Source organism: Rothia sp. CCM 9416, from assembly GCF_048513535.1.
GTDB lineage: Bacteria > Actinomycetota > Actinomycetes > Actinomycetales > Micrococcaceae > Rothia.
In genome coordinates, this window is record NZ_JBLXXR010000008.1 from 36,411 (window position 1) to 53,977 (window position 17,567).

The 17,567-nt window shown below is 56.7% G+C and carries 13 protein-coding genes, 1 tRNA gene and 1 pseudogene; 6 read left to right on the forward strand and 9 right to left on the reverse strand.

Annotated features, from left to right (window positions below):
* The first annotated feature begins 74 nt into the window (after nucleotides 1-74).
* On the forward strand, nucleotides 75-2,072 hold the full coding sequence (locus ACN080_RS04925) for a TPM domain-containing protein (RefSeq protein ID WP_419113196.1): 1,998 nt from the start codon (nucleotides 75-77) through the stop codon (nucleotides 2,070-2,072).
* 155 nt (nucleotides 2,073-2,227) lie between these two features.
* Nucleotides 2,228-2,941, forward strand: coding sequence for a PspA/IM30 family protein (locus ACN080_RS04930; RefSeq protein WP_419113197.1), 714 nt, complete (start codon nucleotides 2,228-2,230; stop codon nucleotides 2,939-2,941).
* 116 nt (nucleotides 2,942-3,057) lie between these two features.
* On the opposite strand, the gene udk is transcribed toward ACN080_RS04930, so the two are convergent.
* Nucleotides 3,058-3,675: a uridine kinase gene (udk, locus tag ACN080_RS04935; RefSeq protein WP_419100558.1), complete on the reverse strand. Its 618-nt coding sequence runs from the start codon at nucleotides 3,673-3,675 to the stop codon at nucleotides 3,058-3,060.
* A 381-nt stretch (nucleotides 3,676-4,056) separates the two neighbouring features.
* On the opposite strand from udk, the gene ACN080_RS04940 reads away from it, so the two are divergent.
* On the forward strand, nucleotides 4,057-4,479 hold the full coding sequence (locus tag ACN080_RS04940; protein WP_419104613.1) for a hypothetical protein: 423 nt from the start codon (nucleotides 4,057-4,059) through the stop codon (nucleotides 4,477-4,479).
* A gap of 75 nt (nucleotides 4,480-4,554) precedes the next feature.
* Here ACN080_RS04940 and ACN080_RS04945 read toward each other — a convergent pair whose 3' ends face one another.
* The 3 genes from ACN080_RS04945 to ACN080_RS04955 form a co-directional block, all read right to left on the reverse strand.
* Entirely contained in the window at nucleotides 4,555-5,832 is a 1,278-nt protein-coding gene (locus ACN080_RS04945; protein ID WP_419104614.1) for a Y-family DNA polymerase, read from the reverse strand.
* Nucleotides 5,825-6,253, reverse strand: coding sequence for a LexA family protein (locus ACN080_RS04950; protein WP_419104615.1), 429 nt, complete (start codon nucleotides 6,251-6,253; stop codon nucleotides 5,825-5,827). The genes ACN080_RS04945 and ACN080_RS04950 overlap by 8 nt, the downstream gene beginning before the upstream one ends.
* Nucleotides 6,254-6,354: 101 nt before the next feature.
* Complete coding sequence (locus tag ACN080_RS04955) at nucleotides 6,355-6,957, reverse strand: hypothetical protein (RefSeq protein ID WP_419113198.1); 603 nt, start codon at nucleotides 6,955-6,957, stop codon at nucleotides 6,355-6,357.
* A gap of 892 nt (nucleotides 6,958-7,849) precedes the next feature.
* Here ACN080_RS04955 and ACN080_RS04960 point away from each other — a divergent pair.
* Entirely contained in the window at nucleotides 7,850-8,089 is a 240-nt protein-coding gene (locus tag ACN080_RS04960) for a ribbon-helix-helix protein, CopG family (RefSeq protein WP_419113199.1), read from the forward strand.
* Between the two features lie 52 nt (nucleotides 8,090-8,141).
* Nucleotides 8,142-8,372 (forward strand): annotated as a pseudogene (locus ACN080_RS04965) (type II toxin-antitoxin system RelE family toxin); the annotation flags it as partial.
* 449 nt (nucleotides 8,373-8,821) lie between these two features.
* Here ACN080_RS04965 and ACN080_RS04970 read toward each other — a convergent pair.
* From ACN080_RS04970 to ACN080_RS04980, 3 genes are all read right to left on the reverse strand, one after another.
* Nucleotides 8,822-8,898, reverse strand: a tRNA-Met gene (locus ACN080_RS04970).
* A gap of 262 nt (nucleotides 8,899-9,160) precedes the next feature.
* A complete protein-coding gene (locus tag ACN080_RS04975; protein WP_419112081.1) occupies nucleotides 9,161-12,202 on the reverse strand; it encodes a UPF0182 family protein in 3,042 nt (1,013 codons plus the stop codon).
* 138 nt (nucleotides 12,203-12,340) lie between these two features.
* Nucleotides 12,341-13,426, reverse strand: a complete 1,086-nt coding sequence (locus ACN080_RS04980) for a PDZ domain-containing protein (protein WP_419104617.1) — start codon at nucleotides 13,424-13,426, stop codon at nucleotides 12,341-12,343.
* A 191-nt stretch (nucleotides 13,427-13,617) separates the two neighbouring features.
* Between ACN080_RS04980 and ACN080_RS04985 the strand changes: the two genes are divergently transcribed.
* Nucleotides 13,618-15,024 (forward strand): zinc-dependent metalloprotease, encoded by a 1,407-nt coding sequence (locus ACN080_RS04985; protein WP_419100565.1) that lies wholly within the window; start codon nucleotides 13,618-13,620, stop codon nucleotides 15,022-15,024.
* A gap of 100 nt (nucleotides 15,025-15,124) precedes the next feature.
* Here ACN080_RS04985 and ACN080_RS04990 read toward each other — a convergent pair whose 3' ends face one another.
* Nucleotides 15,125-15,706 carry a M48 family metallopeptidase gene (locus ACN080_RS04990; protein WP_419113200.1) on the reverse strand — a complete coding sequence of 194 codons (582 nt, stop codon included), beginning with the start codon at nucleotides 15,704-15,706 and terminating at the stop codon, nucleotides 15,125-15,127.
* Nucleotides 15,707-17,533, reverse strand: a complete 1,827-nt coding sequence (locus ACN080_RS04995) for an ATP-dependent helicase (protein WP_419113201.1) — start codon at nucleotides 17,531-17,533, stop codon at nucleotides 15,707-15,709.
* Nucleotides 17,534-17,567 lie beyond the last annotated feature (34 nt).

Genomic DNA, 17,567 nt, shown 5'->3' on the forward strand with positions numbered 1-17,567 from the left:
CTCTGCCCAAGATGGCAGCCCCAAGGATAGAATATAGTCCATACCGTTTGCCTGTTCCCCGGAAAAGAGTTCCCATGCCCCGCAAGCACCTTGCCACAGCCCTGCTGGTTTCTTCCCTTGGGTTAGGTATTATGCCCGCCGCTTTCGCAGCCGCCCCCTACGATTTGGATGCGGGGGTAAGAGTCAGCGACACCACCTCATCCCTGGGTGACACCTCCGCCCTCAAAGAATCTATCCAGCAACTTGCCACCGATGACCAGGTCAACCTTTTCGTCGTAACAATTGATGCTTTTGAAAGCCCAACCTCATCGGGCCAGTGGGTTGAAAAATTTGCATCTCTCAACAACATGGGAACCAACGATGTTGTCCTGGTCATCGCTACTGAGGACCGCCAAGCCTACTTCCTAGCAGGCTCAACTTCGCTACTCTCCGCCAAAGAGCAAGAAAAAATTTATCAGGACTACATCTACCCTGAGCTAGCAAAATCTGATTACAAGGCCGCCGCCCAGGCCGCAGTCACCGGGATAAAGTCCCAGCTTGGCTCCGGGGCCGCAGGCACCTCCACCGGAGCTGTAGCGGTGGGAGCAACCACACTGATTAGCGTTGGTGTTCTGGGCGGTGCAGGAGCACTGCTGTGGAGCAGAAAACGTTCGTCTAAAACCCCTCATGCAGGTCAGCCAAGTGGAACCGCGGCACCGCAGGCCCCCCTGCCCTCCCTAGCAGAGCTACGAACCCAGGCCGGTCAGCAACTTGTGAGCACCGATGACGCTATTGCCCACTCCTTACAAGAAGTTGAATTCGCGCGCCTCCAGTACGGGGAGGAGGAAGTAGCGCCCTTCCTGAACGCGATTAAGGCCGCCAAAGAGCATATGCAGCAGTCTTTCCACCTCCAGAAACAGCTTGAAGACGATATCCCCGATACCGAGGCCGACCAGCGAGCCTGGTTGACAGAGATTATCAGCAGAACCCAGCAAGCCCAGGCCTCTCTCAACGAGCAGGTCGAGAACTTTACCAAGCTGCGAAAGCTCGAAGAAAATGCGCCCCAGGTGCTTGCCACTCTCAAGGAGCAGATCAGGGCAGCTGACCCGCTCTTCGCCCCCGCTCAAGCAGCTCTGGGCAGGCTCAAAGGCCTCTACGCCCCCAGCGCTTACGGGGCTATAGCCGACAACATCGAAGAAGCACAGTCACGCCTTGAGTTTGCCCGTAGCTCAGCTCAGAAGGCCCAGGAGCTTTTGGCAACCGATAGGAGCCAAGCGATCTTGGAGCTCCGTGCTGGCGAAGAGGCCCTGGGCCAGGCCAAGGGGCTCCTTGAATCTGTGCACCACGCCGAAACTGACCTAGCTAAGATGGCAGCCTCCCTCGACGATGCCCTCATTCTGGCTGAGCGCGACGTTGCTCAGGCTCAAGAGTTAGCTCGTACGGGCGCGGGAAGCAGTAGCCAACTATCGGGTGCCGCCGCAGGTGTGCAGGCTGTGCTCGGTCAGATTCGTGCTGAGCGCGCGGGTGGCCTGATCGACCCCTACCTGCTCAATCAGCGCCTGCACGAGGTACGCTCAGAACTTGATGCGGCCCTAGCAGGTGTCCGTCAGGTTCACGAGCAGGAGCAAAACGCCCGTGAGAAGCTAGCTCATACGCTTCTCTCCGCCCAGGCTCGGGTATCTTCAGCCGGTGAATACGTGTGGGCTCGCCGGGGCGGGGTCAAGGCAGAAGCCCGGACCCGTCTACGGGAAGCTGAACGTCATCTGGCTGAAGCCCAAGAACTTCAGTCCTCAGACCCTGTCACAGCCCTCTCCCATGCCAATGATGCGATCCGCCTGGCAACAGATGCCCAGCGTATTGCTGAAAACGACGTTAATGTCTTTAGCCAAAACAATAGGGGCTACAGGGGCAACACCTCCAACTCAGCAATGCTGGGCGGTATTCTTCTGGGAACTCTGCTAGGCGGTGGAAGTAGCCAGGGTAGCTCCGGCAGTAGCTGGGGTGGCGGGTCATTCGGCGGCGGCTTCGGCGGCGGCGGCTTTAGCAGTGGCGGTGGCTTCGGTAGCGGTGGCGGTGCTGGCGGTAATTTCTAGCTCTCCTGCCACCGCCGGGCTCAGCCCGTTTTCGCTCAGGACGTAGCAAAACCCACACCCACCAGGGCCCAAATAGGCACCGTTATTGACACAATAGAAACTAGAGCGTAGCAAGCCTGCTCTCGCTTACCCCTCCACCGAAAGGTAGATACTCCATGGCCAAGCAAACCATTTTTAGCCGTATCGCCCAGCTCACCAAAGCAAACATCAACTCCCTCATTGATGCGGCTGAAGATCCCCAGAAGATGCTGGACCAGATGGTTCGTGACTACAGCAACAATATCGCTGAAGCCGAGCAGGCTGTCGCTCAGACCATCGGCAACCTGCGCCTGCTGGAAGAGGACCACGCCGAAGACCTCCGTGAAGCAGCCGAATGGGGCTCAAAGGCTCTGGCCGCTTCCAACAAGGCCGATGAGTTCCGCGCCGCAGGCGACACCGTTAACGCCGATAAGTTCGATAATCTGGCCAAGATGGCTCTGGGCCGCCAGCTCCAGGCAGAGAACACGGTCTCTTCTATCAAGCCGCAGATTGACTCTCAGACCCAGGTCGTGGAGCAGCTCAAGACCGGTCTGACCCAGATGAAGGAAAAGCTTAGCGAGATCACCCGTAAGCGTGATGAGCTCGCTGCCCGTCAGAAGTCCGCAGCGGCTCAAACCCAGGTCAATGACGCGCTCAAGTCTTTCAGCGTCATGGATCCTACCAGCGAGATTTCCCGCTTTGAAGAGAAAGTTCGCCGCGAAGAAGCTCGTGTACGCGGTGAGCAGGAACTGGCGGCTTCCTCACTTGATGCCCAGTTCAATGACCTTGAAGATTTGGGTAAGCAGACCGAACTAGAGGCTCGTCTGGCTGCCCTCAAGGCAGGCAAGTAGGCCTAAACAATAACAAGCTGTGAAGAGGGGCCCGGTGGTTTCGCGTGTGTGCGAGCCGCCGGGCCCCTCGGTGTTCGGGGCGGGTCAGGTACTGGGTTGCTCCTCCCCCGCTGGTTCTAGGGTGCAGATTCGATCTGGCCGGTAATCCGGTGGTAGAGCATATCGAGCGCTACCATGTTCACGCCCTCTGGAATGATCATGTCCACATGCTTCTTGGACGGCTCCACGTAGAGCTCATGCATAGGCTTGACCGTGGTGAGGTACTGGCTCTCGACCGATTCGATGGTGCGGCCACGCTCGATGACATCTCGGCGAAGCCTGCGCAGAATGCGAACATCGGCATCGGTGTCCACAAAAATCTTGATATCGCACAGTTCCCTGATTTCGGGCTCCACAAAAATCAGGATCCCTTCGAGAATAAGGATAGGCTGGGGAGCCACTTCCATGGTCTCATCGGAGCGGTTGTGGGTAGCAAAGTCATAGACCGGCGTCTCAATCCTCTGACCGGTCAGCAGTGTTTTGAGGTGCTGCACCAGCAGGTCGTTATCGAAAGCCTCCGGTGCATCGTAGTTCAGCAGGCATCGTTCATCGTAGGTGAGGTGGTCATTCCTCTTGTAGTAGTTATCGTGGTAGATTACCCCTACTTGGCCGTCAAAACGCTCTAGTAAGGAGTTGGTGAGGGTTGTTTTACCCGAACCGGTGCCACCAGCAATACCGATAATCAGTGGTTTCATGAATCTGCCCAGCCCTAGAAGTGAGAGGTTGCCATCGCCTTCTATTGTGGCATGGTTCTGCCTCTATCTACACACCGTACAGTCAAGCGCTTGATCATATTTTTACGGGACCTTTCATCAGGCCAAAAAGAGACATTTGCCGCTGGTTTAGCTGAATCTGACCAAGAATTCTGAATATATATCTCCTTGTCAGTAGCCACCCCCACCCTAAAACATATGGAACCCACCCCGGCTACCTACCCCACAAAATAACCCAGGACCTAGACCAAACTCTCGCTTTTGGGGACAAAAAATAAGAAAAACCCACCTTTTAGTGGACATAATGTGTGTATAGTGTCTAGAGGACTAACAACACGTACACCTCAGACAAGGAAGCCCGCTATGCATTTTGAAAGTTGGGTTACCGACAGGTACTCAAACGTCTCGCTCAGCTCCGCTGTCAAGCGTCATTCATCTCACGGTGGGCTCAAGAAATTCCACAAGGCCCTGCACATGGCGGACAGTATGGTTCGCGGTGAGACTGTTGTGGACTTTGTTGTCGGCAAATACAGTGGCTTGGGCGATACGCTGATGGTGATCACCAACGAACGTGTACTTCTGCTCCGTAACACTTTCCAGACCGGGCAGAGCCTTTCGTTTGATCTTCAAACGCTGGATCAGGCCAAGCTCAGCTATTTCCCGTTGCTAGGTCATACTCTCACCCTTAATGGTCACCGACTCAGCCGTATCCCAGCACCCTTTGTCGCTGTTCTGCGCAACCTGCTGACTGCAAAGCTCTCAGAACACTGGGCAGTAGCTGCCTAACCAGGCTTCCCCACAGCAATTTTCAAACCGGCCCCGCCCTTTACCTGCGGGGCCGGTTGTGTGCCTACCGCATGTTTAGGTGATTTTGGCAGGGACTAACTCACCCCAGTGAGTTGTCCCGCGCGGTGAGAGCATGTCGCGCTTCATTTCCCAGCCTGCGGGTGCGGAAAATCCAGCTAGGCCCAGACCCACGGCAGCCTGGCCGCACCGCTCTCGTATGCGATTCATTAAGCCGGCGATATCCTGGGCCTCATGCTGATAGGCCAGCCCTTCAAGCGGCAGGTTAAGGCCCGCTGGCACGAGGTCACTGAGTACAATTCCCGCCCGGACATAGGAGGCATACCCTGTATCTACCTGTTCCAACAGGCGGAGGGCGGCGCGGGTAAGAACCAGCGGGTCAGCGGTTTTTCCCGGGAGCTTGACCTGCACTGAGGGGTAGTGAGCCTGACCCACCCTAAAGGGGCTTGTACCGCAGTAGGCCGTGAGTAGGCCTGCTAACTGGCTGTGGCCAACCAGGCGTTCAGCACCCCGCTGAGCGTAAATACTGAGTACCTGGTGCATCTGGTCACGGGTTGTTATGGGGGTGGAAAAGGAACGCGAATAGATCAGTTGCTCTTTGAAGGCTCGTTCCGGCTCAAGCTCGATAGCCTTGACCCCATTCAGTTCCAGGACCGTACGCATGAGCACCACACTAAACCGTTTGCGGATGAGTTCTGGGGGCGACTGTGCAAGATCTGCGATGGAAGCAACCCCCATCTTCTCGAGCCGCACCGTTGTGCGCCTACCCACCCCCCATACTTCGGAGACCGGCAGAGCAGCCAGAAGGGCCTGCCTGCGCGCAGCAGGCAGCAGACCCCAGACGCACACACCGTTGAGGGCAGGCACCTTTTTAGCGGTCTTATTGGCCAGCTTAGCCAGCGTTTTGGAGGGGGCTACCCCAACACACACGGGGACGCCCACCCGGCGGGCTAAATCCGCTTTGATAGCGTGTGCCAGATGGTGCGCCTGGTCTTGGGTCACGGGCGCGGTCAGGAAGGCCTCATCAATGGAGTACTGCTCAAAGTCGGCTGCGTGCTCTTGGAGGACGGACATAACCCGTTGGGAGATATCGCCATAAAGCTCATAGTTTGAGGAGCGCACAGCGACCCCTTGGCTTTCTGCGCGCTCTTGCACCTGATACCAGGGAGTTCCCATAAGATAGCCCAGCGCCTTGGCCTCAGCCGAAAGAGAGATGACACAGCCGTCGTTGTTGGAGAGCACCAGTACCGGCCGGCCCACCAAGGAAGGGTCGAGCAGGCGTTCGCAGGAGACGTAGCAGGTGTTGATATCGATATGAAAGATCAGGTTAGACATGGTGCAGGCAGCGGGTCACAACCCCAAAAATCAGGAAGTCAGATTCTTGCGGGATAGGGATGGGTGGGTAGGCGGGGTTCTCGGGCAGCAGCCAGCCGCGACCTGCCCGGTCGGTGTGGAAACGTTTGATGGTGAACTCGCCATCGATAGCGGCTACGACGATGGAGCCTTCTGCCGGTTCGAGGGAGCGATCCACGATAATTTCGTCACCGTCTGCGATCCCCGCATCGACCATAGAGGAGCCGGTGACGCGCAAAATATAGGTGGCCGCGCGGTCCCTAATTAGGATGTCGTTGAGGTCGATGCTGGTGGCCCGGTAGTCCTGGGCGGGTGAGGGAAAGCCGGCTGGCACAGCAACATCGGGGCTGGGAACCAGCAGGGGGCTACTCGCGCAAAGCCGAGCAAGGAGGGTAACTTTCATACCCCTAGAATAGTACATATATTCTATGTTTTATAGAATATATGTACTAATTTAGGGAAGGTACCCTAGTAAGCTACAGCCCCTCCACTACAGAAAAGTTACTAGATCCAGGCCAATGTATCCCACTTCGTGTATGCCCAGGTAATATCTATCGGCTCGGTAGGAATATCCTGAGGGTTCTGATCCCAGAACACCCCAGCCCTATCCCTAACAATCTTAAAACGGAACTTATTCTCATGGTCGGGCATCTTCAAGGAACATAGGTTCCGCATCTGCTCCTGAGAAAAAATGAAGACGTGAGGATCATCTTCCCCGCCCTCTGCACTCAGAATAAAAAACTCATTGTCTTCCAAGGCAGACGCACTCACAGTGTTCCACGACTCGAACTCCACTTTCACGCTACGCGCATGGTTACGAGATGAGGCAAGGAGAATATTTTTGGTTTCACCGTATCCATTGACGATTTGAAGTCGGTTCTTACCCTGGCTAGCAGAACCCACCAAATGAAATTGAGGGAACCTGGTACCTACCTGCTCGGCCACAAAGTTCAGGGCAATCTGTCTAGTGGATATTTTGGCAGGTTTCTGAGTAGCTATCTCGGGATTGGCACCTGCGCGATGCTCTAGCGCCTGCTCAAGATTTTCAATACGCTTTTCAGCCGCAATAACGCGCTTGAGTAAATCAAAGTAAAGCTCCTGGTCCATAAGTTCCTCCTTGATAACCTGCACTTTTTACGGTTACCACAGCAAAAGATGTGACTTATAGCATTCTTACACAGTTCCAGTAGCATTCGGCAATCAAGTTCTACCGCGGAAGTAACACAAGTTCCATGAAGCCAGAAACCCGACAAGCGCCCGTCTACATGTTTGCCCTGTGCCCAATCAGGTAAGTCCCACAGCAAGACCATTAGGCGATAGCACTCTTACCTGCAGAGCATCATTGGAGCCCGCGATAAAGGACAAAAAGAAAAGCGCCTCACTTTTCGTGAGACGCTTTTCGTCTTGGTTGCGGGGACAGGATTTGAACCTGTGCACCTCGAGCTAAAAGCTCCGTTACATATTCAAACTACTATCGCAACGCCCTAAATACACAGACTATTTCACACCCCACAACAGCAACTCTACGGCGGCCTTTAGCCCCTCATAGCAGCATCCCACACCTTGGTAGAAAACTCGTACTCAATATGACTCACGTGCAGAAAACAAGGTGAGTGATGATGCCAGTCTTTAAAGCTAGTCCCGGTATCGTTCCAAAAACCTCTTACGATATATACCTTCTGAGGAGGAGGCCACAGACCAGAAAACCAAATATCACAGTAGCCCCTATCAAGATGAATACCTACAGCTTTCTGGCCTTTTCGAGCTTTTTGATACACCCTATCTACCCGAAGAACCATCAGGTTGTGCTGACGGGCATACCCCACGTGTTACTCAAGCTCGACCTTCCGCCGTTGGCGCCGAGCGACAATTCCAAACGGATCTCTCCAGTTAAACCCCATCTGCATTCTTCTTTCTATGAACAACGCCCCAAACATACAAAGAGTTATGACTCAAGCTACCAGTATTCACACTATCGTAAATGTCATACAATGAATACATGACTACACCAACCGTCTCCGATAGCGTCCTCACCATCAGAGTTCCCTCATCACTCAAAGAACGCCTAACCAACCTAGCAGCTGCATCTGACCGCTCCGTGGCTTACTGTGCACGCACCCTCATCGAAGAACACATCGCAGACGCGGAATACGCCGCAGAACTTCACGCCAAGGTAAAGGCAATCAAAACCGGAGGACGCCGCGCCTACACAGCAGAAGAAGCGCGAAAAGAACTGTGACTCTAATTTATGCAAGCCTCCTCATGGAGCCTTATCTACGACCCAGACTGCATCAAAGCGCTCAAAAAAACTCGATAAGCCAACCACTCGTAGAATTATGGACGCGCTCGACCGGCTTGCAGAATCACCCACACCACAAGCTCATTGCAAAGCACTTACCGGGGAATTCACAGGCCTATGGAGGTACCGTGTGGGTAACTACAGGGTCATCCTTGACCTTGACCAAGGTGAGCTTATTATCCTCGCCCTTAACGCTGGACATCGCTCCAAAATTTACCGCTAAGTCCGGGTATTCACGGCATTAGTCACCTCCTACAGAAAATCTAATCTGTAGAAAGGTCACAAGGTGACTACATGGACTGCTTGTATCACCACTTTTATTAACTGGCTCCTAGCGGCAGGACTCCAACAATCCAATGTAAACACCCGCACGCGGTGGCTCAAACTTCTCGCTTAGGGCTACCCCCCCCCAAACACCACACCCAGCTCACCCAGCAACTAGCGAACAAGCTCGCTTAACTCTATGCAATCCAGCAGCAATTAGAGCAAGCGCTGGAAGACTCCGATGCTGCAAAGCGAAGGGTCGAGCAGCGTTCGCAGAAGACGTAGCAAGCCTTGATCTCTATATTGAAAAAGAGGTCAGACACGGTGCAGGCAATACCACCTTGTGGATAATCCGCGATACAGGAGAAAAAGAAAAGCGCCTCACTTTTCGTGAGACGCTTTTCGTCTTGGTTGCGGGGACAGGATTTGAACCTGTGACCTCCGGGTTATGAGCCCGGCGAGCTACCGAACTGCTCCACCCCGCGGCGACTCATATAACTATACGCACCCCTACTCCTCAGCGCAAGTTGAAAAGACTATTTGTGAGTGAGAGTACATTTGTAGTTCCGCAAAAACTTAACTCACCTGCCCCTGGCTCTCTGATCTGCCCAGTCATACTGCTGGGCAACCAGCCCCCAGAAACCTAGCCAGCACAAAAGGCGCGGTGCCCTCCCCCGCAGGGGAGAGCACCGCGCCCTCAGGTGAAGCCAGGCTAGCTAGCCCAAGAAACCGGACAGCTAGAGCGAGCTAGTTACCAGCTGATGTTGAGGGGCTAGCCGAAGGACTAGCGCCAGAAACCTGACCTTCGATACCCTCAGCCTCAATCGCGCGCTGGAGGGCATCATTCAAACGTTTCTGAGCTTCACCGTAGGCAGTCCAGTCACCGGCCTTCATAGCGGCATCCGAATCCTGCATAGCCTTACGGGCATCCTGTAGCGCGCCCTGCAGGGTGCCACTGTCACCACTTGCGGTGCCGCCGGTGGCCTGAGTGGCCTCGGACTCATCGACACCGGCGTCGGCGGCTGTCTGAGCGCCTGAGGAGCCACTAAAGAGCTCGTTCAGGGCCTCCTCCAGGGTGGGGGCAAAGCCAACCTGCTCACCAAAGCCCACCAGCACGCGGCGTAGCGACGGATAGGCCGCATCACCGGAGGACTGAACATAGACCGGCTGGACATAGAGAATACCGCCGCCCACGGGCAGGGTCAGCAGGTTACCGTTGATAACGTCCGAAGCGCCCTGGCGGAGCAGGTTCAGCTCGGTCGAAACCGCAGTATCAGAGTTAAAGACGTTCTGCGCCTGGCCGGGGCCAGGAACCACCGATGAACGCGGCAGTTCCAGCAGGGTCAGTTTGCCGTAGCCTGCGGCCTTCTCGCCGTCCTTACCGGTCCCCGCGTCACCGTTAGCAGAGAGGAAGCCGTACATGACGTTACGGGTGTTGCTATCCGACTGCTGAGGGATAAAGGAGGTGGTCAGCGAGAACTTAGCGGAATCCTCGCCGGGCATCTGCAGGGACAGGTAATAGGGCGGGAGCGGCTTACCGCTATTGTTGGTGGGGTCGTTCGGGATTGACCACATATCATCCCGCGCGTACAGGCTTGAGGCATCGGTCACATGGTAGGCGTTGAGCACCTCACGCTGAACCTTGAAGAGGTCCTGCGGGTAGCGCACATGCCCAATCAGTGATGCGCTCATCTCGCTGTAGGGGCGCACCGTCCCGGGGTAGACCTTCTGCCAGGTCTTCAGAACCGGGTCCTGGTCATCCCACGCATAGAGGGTCACCGAACCGTCGTAGGCATTCACAGTAGCCTTGACGGAGTTACGAATGTAGTTGACCTGCTTGTTGGGCAGAGCCTGCGCGACACCGGTAGCTGTCTCTGAGTCAGCGGTAGCGCTCTCAAGGCTAGCTGCCTGCGAGTAGGGGTACTGATTGCTGGTGGTATAGGCATCCACGACCCACTGGACCTGACCATCGATAATCGCCGGGTAGGGGTTCCCATCCACCGTCAGGTAGGGGGCGACCTTCTTAACCCGGGCTGACGGGTCACGGTCGTAGAGGATCTGGGACTCAGAACGTACCGCATCTGAAAGCAGAATGTCAGAAGACTGGAACTTAATAGCGTAGGACAGACGGTTAAAAGCGTTACCGATATTGGGGCCGCCCTTGCCAGTAAAGGTGTACTTGGCATCATTCCCGCTGGCGTCGTCGGTGGTCTGTGGGCGGTCCAGTTCCAGGGGCTCGTCCTCAGCGCTACCTCCCACAATAGAGTATTCCGGGGAGCTCTGACCAAAGTAAATGCGCGGCTCATAGTCCTCGCTAATAGCACCGGTCGCGCGGATACCGGACTGAATAAACTTGGGCTTACCGTCAGCCTCAACCTGGTTGCCGTAGGCGGCAATCACACCGTAGCCGTGCGTGTAGACAACGTGCTGGTTCACCCAGGATGAGTTGGCGTTCTGCGCTGGGTTCAGCTCACGGGCCGCAATCACGGTATCGGTTTCTACCCCGTTAATGGAGTAGCGGTCCACCGAAAGATTCTTGCCGAACTGGTAGTAGGGGCGGAACTGCTGAAGCTGGGCGAAGGCACCCGAGACCACGTTGGGGTCAAGCAGGCGAATGTTAGAAATCGTTTCGCTCTCCCCCCGCAGGGCACCTGCGGCAGTGGAGGTCGTAGCATCGTAGTTCTTGACCTCGATAGCGTCAAGGCCATAGGCGGCGCGAGTGGCATCAATATTGCGCTGAATGTAAGGGGCCTCAGTCGCCTGCTCGTTGGGCACAACCTGGAAACGCTGAATAACCCAAGGGTAAATACTGCCTGCCACCAGAGAGGTCACAACCAGCACCACGGTGCCAATAAGGGGCAGGCGGAAATTGCCCTTAAGAATTGCCACGGCAAAGAGCGCAGCCACCAGAAGTGAGGCAACAGCCAAAATGGCGTTAACCGGGATGATTGCGTTCACGTCGGTGTACATGGCACCGGCCCACGAACCGCTCTGATCCTGGGTAGCGTTATAGCGGGCCAGCCACAGGCTCGCCGCCCGCACCAGAATGAAGACGGCACCCAGCAGAGCCAGATGACGGCGGAAGAAGACTGTGGTGGTGATGCCCTTTTCACCCACGATGATTCCACCGTAGAAGTAATGCACCACCAGGCCAGCCATGGCCGAGAACAGGATAAAGGTGCTCAACAGACCGGTCCCAAAATTAAGGAAAGGCAGAGTAAAAAGGAAGAACCCCAGATCAAGACCAAACTCGGGGTCGGTCTGGCCGAAGCTCTCACCGTTCATAAACAGGAGCACAGACTCCCACTGGCTGGTAGCACCCGCGCCCACAAAGGCACCCAGCACCAGGGGAACCACCAGGAGCATGAGCTTACGCATCTTATCGATGCTCTTACGGTAGCGCTCCATGTTCTGGTTGAACACTTCCTGGATATCTGCATAAGGATCAGGAACAGGGTCACCGTTAGCGTCAATGCGCGGAGCCGATGCCCGCCGGGGGGCGGGGGTCTGCGGTACACCGTGTTTGTAGGCGTAGCGCATACTAGCCCAGATAGCCAGACCGGCAAGTAAGGTTGAGCCTAGGAAGACAGCACCCTTAGTCAGGTTCTGGGTAATGAACACCTGCAGGTAGCCCAACTGGTCATACCAGAGGACGTCGGTGTAAATCTGGGTGGCCCCAACAAAAGCAATGACGAGAACCGCCACGATTGCAACGGTCATGCCCAGGGGCTTGTTCTTACCTTGGGGCCTGCGTGATGGAGAACGGGGAGGGGTGTTTCCGGTACTCACGGATGTCCTTTAGTTGTCTTGTGTGTCTGCCGCGCGAACGGCTCGGTCCCACAGCGCCACAATCAATACGGGGACGCTGTGTAATAAGAAACTATTTTGCCAAAGAACAGGGTGACTTACGAGAGCTGGCTTACCTTTTCAGCTCTCAGCACCGACTTTAGGGGCAGTGCAGGTCGGGAAGTTAGCGGGGTCTTGGCCCTGACCAATACGCGTCACCGCCTCGACCGCTTCATCCAGGGTCTCCACCTTAACCACCGACAGGCGGCTGGGGACCTTGCCCACCACCTCATCGCAGTTACTGGCGGGGGCCAGGAAGACGGTGGCACCGGCATCGGCGGCACCCTTCATCTTCTGCTCAATGCCGCCGATAGGGCCTACCGTGCCGTCAGATTCAATGGTGCCGGTGCCAGCAAAGTGCTCGCCACCGGTCATATCGCCCTCGGTCAACTCGTCAATAATACCTAGCGCGAACATCATGCCCGCCGAGGGCCCGCCCACTTCTTCTAGCCCGTACTTGACGGTCAGCGGGAAATTAAAAGTGCGGGAAAGATAGAGGCCAAGAACATAGCGACCGCTCTTATCGTTATATACGGGGGTGACCGTTACCTGCTGGGTCTGAGCATCACGCTTCAGGGTCACGGTGACAGGTTGGCCGCCGGAGGCATTAACCCGGTCAGTCAAGTCGGAATATTTGGTGAGGGGTTCATCGTTGATGTCCGTGATGATATCGCCCTCCTGAACCAGGCCTTCACTCGGGCCACCCTCCACCGCGCCAGAAACATTCAGTGTCTCGGTGTAGTCGATACCCAGCTGAGTCAGAGCCGCTGCCTGAGCAACCTCCTGGGAGTTGGTCATATCGGCGCTATTGCGAGCGCTGACCTCTTCACTGGTGACGGTGGGGTCATAGACCAGGTCGCTGGGGAGCACCGTGGTTGATTCCTCCAGCCAGGTCGACAAGGCACCCAGGGAACCGAGGGTTGAGTTGGGTCCACCGGCTACTTGCACGGTGGTCATGTCCAGGTAGCCGGTTACAGGGTAGGTCTCTGCGCCCTCAATCTCAATCAGCGGCTTCTTATTGAATTCGCCGATGGTGTTGAAGGTAGGCCCCGGGGACTCCGTGACAAAGTTCACGGGGATAACTAAAGATAGTAGGGAGAGGCCCGTAAGGCCTGTTGCGCTTACCGTGTATAGATTTATGCGGGGCTTGCGCGCAAGGCGGCCCATCTGTTCCCTCGATAAAAAACCCATAGGAACAAGATTACAAGTAAAAAATTCGCTCCGTCCCTCAACCCAGCAAACTCCCACTTGGCTGTGGGCTAAAAGCCACTTTTTGCGGCAGGTAGACCAGTAGGCTAGAGGGAAAGCGGGGCGGCGCTCCTGTTGCCCCACCGCGTGTTCTGGAAATGAGGCAAGCAGTGTCGAATCACCCCTTTGATTCTTCAGGTCATGACCCCCTAGAAGAGTTCCTGAAAAAACTCCGTGAGCAGGGTTTTGACCCCAATGCCATGAACGGTGCCCAGGCTTTTGATGCCGATGCCCTGCGCAAGATGGGTCTTCCCCTTGACCCCGCCATGTTCTCGGGTATTTTTGCCCAGGTGAATTCTATGATGAACGCTCAGAGCAGTGATGAGCCGGTCAACTGGGATCTTGCCCAGCAGAACGCCCGCCAGGTACTGGCCCTGGGCAAGGACCCTTCGATAACTTCTAGCCAGACCGGTGCGGTACGAGATGCCGCAGCTCTGGCTGACTTGTGGCTTGACCCTGTCACCATTTTTGAGCGTCCGGCCTTTAGCGTCGAAGCCTGGTCTAAGGCTGAATGGGTGGAGAACTCGTTTGCTACTTGGAAAGAAATTGCTGGCCCGGTAGCTACTGAGGTCACTTCGGCTATGAACGCTTCGATACAGCAGCAGCTGCCCGAAGAACTTTCCGGCATGCTCGGTGGCGGCAATATTTTTGCGGGCCTGGGCGGCATGATGTTCGGTATGCAAATGGGGCAGGCTATCGGCAAGCTTGCTGAAGAGATTGTCTCGTCCACCGACATCGGGATCCCCCTGGCTCAAGGGCGTTCTGCTCTGCTCCCCGGCGGTGTTGCCGCTTTTAGTGAGGGCCTTGAAATCCCGGCCCAGGAGGTTATCCTCTACCTGGCAGTGCGTGAGGCCACTCTGATTCGCCTGCACAAGGCTAACCCCTGGTTACGCGAGGACATCATCGGCCTGATTCAGCGCTTCTCACGCGGTATTCGCGTTGATATTGAGCGTATGCAGGCATCAGCCCAAGAGATTGATTTTGATCCAGCTAACCCCGAGGCCATGATGGAGGTCTTTGCCGGGGACATGTTCGCTCCCCAGCACACCGAGGACCAGCAGCTGGCCCTGGACCGTTTGGAAACCCTGCTTGCTCTCATTGAGGGCTGGGTATCTCTCATTACCGAGCAGGCCACCAAGAATCTGCCGATGGCGCCCCAGCTTTCTGAGTCTATGGCCCGCCGTCGTGCAACCGGTGGCCCAGCCGAACACGCTTTCGCCCAGCTCGTCGGCCTGGAGCTGCGCCCCCGCAAGATGCGCGAAGCCCTGGCTTTCTGGCGGCATTACGAAGAGCAGCATGGCTTTGAAGCCCGTGATCAGCTCTGGCAGGGCCCTGAGACTCTGCCCACCAGTGAAGACCTCGATGATCCCGAAGGCTTTGCCTCCCGCCGTGCTCTGCTGACAGCTAGCCAAGATGAGTTCGATGCGGCTCTCGAAAAGCTCCTGGCCGGTGGCTACGACCAGCCCGATGAAGAACCCGGTGAAGGCTCAGAAGGTGGTGGCTCCCCCAAGGCTTAGGCCCTCAACCTTGGGGTTTATTTGATCCGAGGTAGGTAAGGCAGGCTCATAGCGAATTTGCTGGCCGGGGCTGGCCTACCTTATGAATAATCCTCCTTATTTATTCCCCTGATGGGGGTGGGGTGCCAGGCACGCGCTGACCGAAGGTCACTCCTTCCAGAAAGGCACGCGCCTTCTCCTGTTCCGGGTAGAGGGCTTCTAGTTCCCTAAATTGCGGGCTGTGGTTGGGTTCTAGAAAGTGGCAAAGCTCGTGAAAAATCACGGAATCAAGCACGTAGCCAGGAGCACCTTGCAAGGTGTGGGAGATGCGGATAGTGCGCTCAGCCGGTGTTGCTGACCCCCAGCGGTGCTGCTGGTTGGTGACCCAGCGGATAGATGAGGCAGACGGTGCCTGCGGGAGGTAGGCCCGGCGAAGTTTCTCAGCTCTTTGAGCCAAAAGCTCATCGGAAATAGCTCTGCGCTGGCTCTGTTTCTTTCGAGCCGCGCGGCGCTGTATTTTGGGGAGCAGGTTCTCTATGTAAATCTCAAGGTCCTCTGGTGTGCTGGATGCAGGAACCATCAGGCGAATCCGCCCGCCCTCAAGTGGCTGAGCCTGGACGGTGCGCCTGCGGCGGGTGGAGCGCACCACCTCAATCTCCGGGCGGTGCGCGGTGGCCGGCAGTACCTCTCGGATGCTAGCCATTTAAACTCCCTGAGGGGCGATGTCGTCCAAGAATCGTGAGCGCTTACGCCCAGCCCTACCGCCGGGGGTACGCGAGCGCGACCAGGTGAGGGTTAGGTAGGAGCGGGCGCGGGTGATGCCCACATAGAGTAGGCGGCATTCTTCGTCCACCTCGTCACTGCTCTGGGCAAAGGAGATAGGCATGAGCCCCTCATTGAGGCCACAGAGGAAAACAGCCTCCCATTCCAAGCCCTTGGCTGAGTGCAGAGAGGCCAGGGTGACACCGTTGAGGGAGGGCGCGTCGCGGTGCTGGGAGCGTTGAATGAGGACAGCTACTAGCTCGTAGAGGGTGAGCTCCGGGGGCAGTTCGCCTGTACCGTTGGCTTGGGCCTGTTCACGCGCCAAGGTGCGCTCAGCAACCAGCCGGTCGGCCAGGGAAACCAGTGTTTCCAAGGACTCCCAGCGGGCGCGTTCCTGGCCTGAGCGCTGGGGCGCTTTGGGTGACCAGCCTAAGTTTTTGAGGTTATCGCGTACCAGCTGGGGTATAGAGTCGGTCTCTTCTGCGCCCTTGGCGGCACCCTGAAGCATGCTGATAGCGGCGCGCACCTCAGCCCGGTCAAAGAACTGTTCAGCACCGCGCAACTGGTAGTTGATGCCAAGGTCGTTAAGGGCCTGTTCCAGGGCGGCTGACTGGGAGTTGGTGCGGTAGAGCACAGCAATGTCAGCGGCGGGAATACCGTCCTTTTCTATCAGGTCTTTAATGTCTTCGGCTATACCGATCGCTTCTTGCTCATCGTCAGCATACTCGAACCACTGGGGCGCCGGCCCTTCCGCACGCTGGGAAATAAGTTGAAGCGGGGGCGCCCAGGAGTAGCGGGTGGAGTCAGGGCGCTGTTTGCGGGCGGCCAGCAGGCGGTTGGCTAGGCCGACCACCTGCGGGCTGGAACGGTAGTCGCGCACCAGTTTGACCACCGTGGCCTGCTCAAAACGGCTGCGGAATTCCAGCAGGTGGCGGCTGGTTGCACCAGCAAAGGAGTAGATGGTCTGGGAGGCATCGCCCACCACGCACAGGTCGTCGCGGGCACCCAGCCAGGCATCCAGAAGCCGCTGTTGGAGGGGCGAGACGTCCTGGTATTCATCAACCACAAAGTGCCGGTACTGCTGGTGAATCTGGGCGGCGATTTCGGGGTTCTCTTCGATAATTGCCACGGTCAGCAGAAGGATATCTTCAAAGTCGATGACGTTGCGTTCGTCTTTGAGTTCCTCGTAGGTGCGCAGCAGGCGGACCATGTCGATAGGGCTGATATCGGCGGGTAGTTCCCGGTGGGCCAGATGGGGCATGAGGGTCTCTGCGGTCAGCATGGAGACTTTGGCCCACTCAATTTCACTGGCAAGGTCGCGGACGATAGCGCGGTCAGTTGCCAGGCCCAGCCTGCGGGCCGACTCAATAATGTACTGGGCCTTGTTTTTGATGATTTCGGGCAGGCTCCCCCCAATGGCCTGGGGCCAGAAGTAACGGAGCTGGCTTAGGGCGGCAGAGTGGAAGGTACGGGCCACCACTCCGGTAGCACCGAGCTGGCGCAGGCGCACCTTCATCTCTTCGGCGGCCCGGTTAGTAAAGGTTAGGGCCAGTACCGCGCGTGGGTTGTAGCGACCAATAGCGATGCCGTAGGCAATGCGGTGGGTAATAGCCCGGGTCTTACCAGTGCCAGCACCGGCCATAACACACATGGGGCCAGACAACTCGGTCGCCACCCGGCGCTGTTCGGGGTCAAGGCCCTCCAGAATACTGTCAGCGGCGGGGGCGGTCAGGCTAATGGGGTGTGCCCGTAGTTTGTCCTGGTTCATGGTGCTACTCCCCTTGCCCTCGCTGTGTATCATT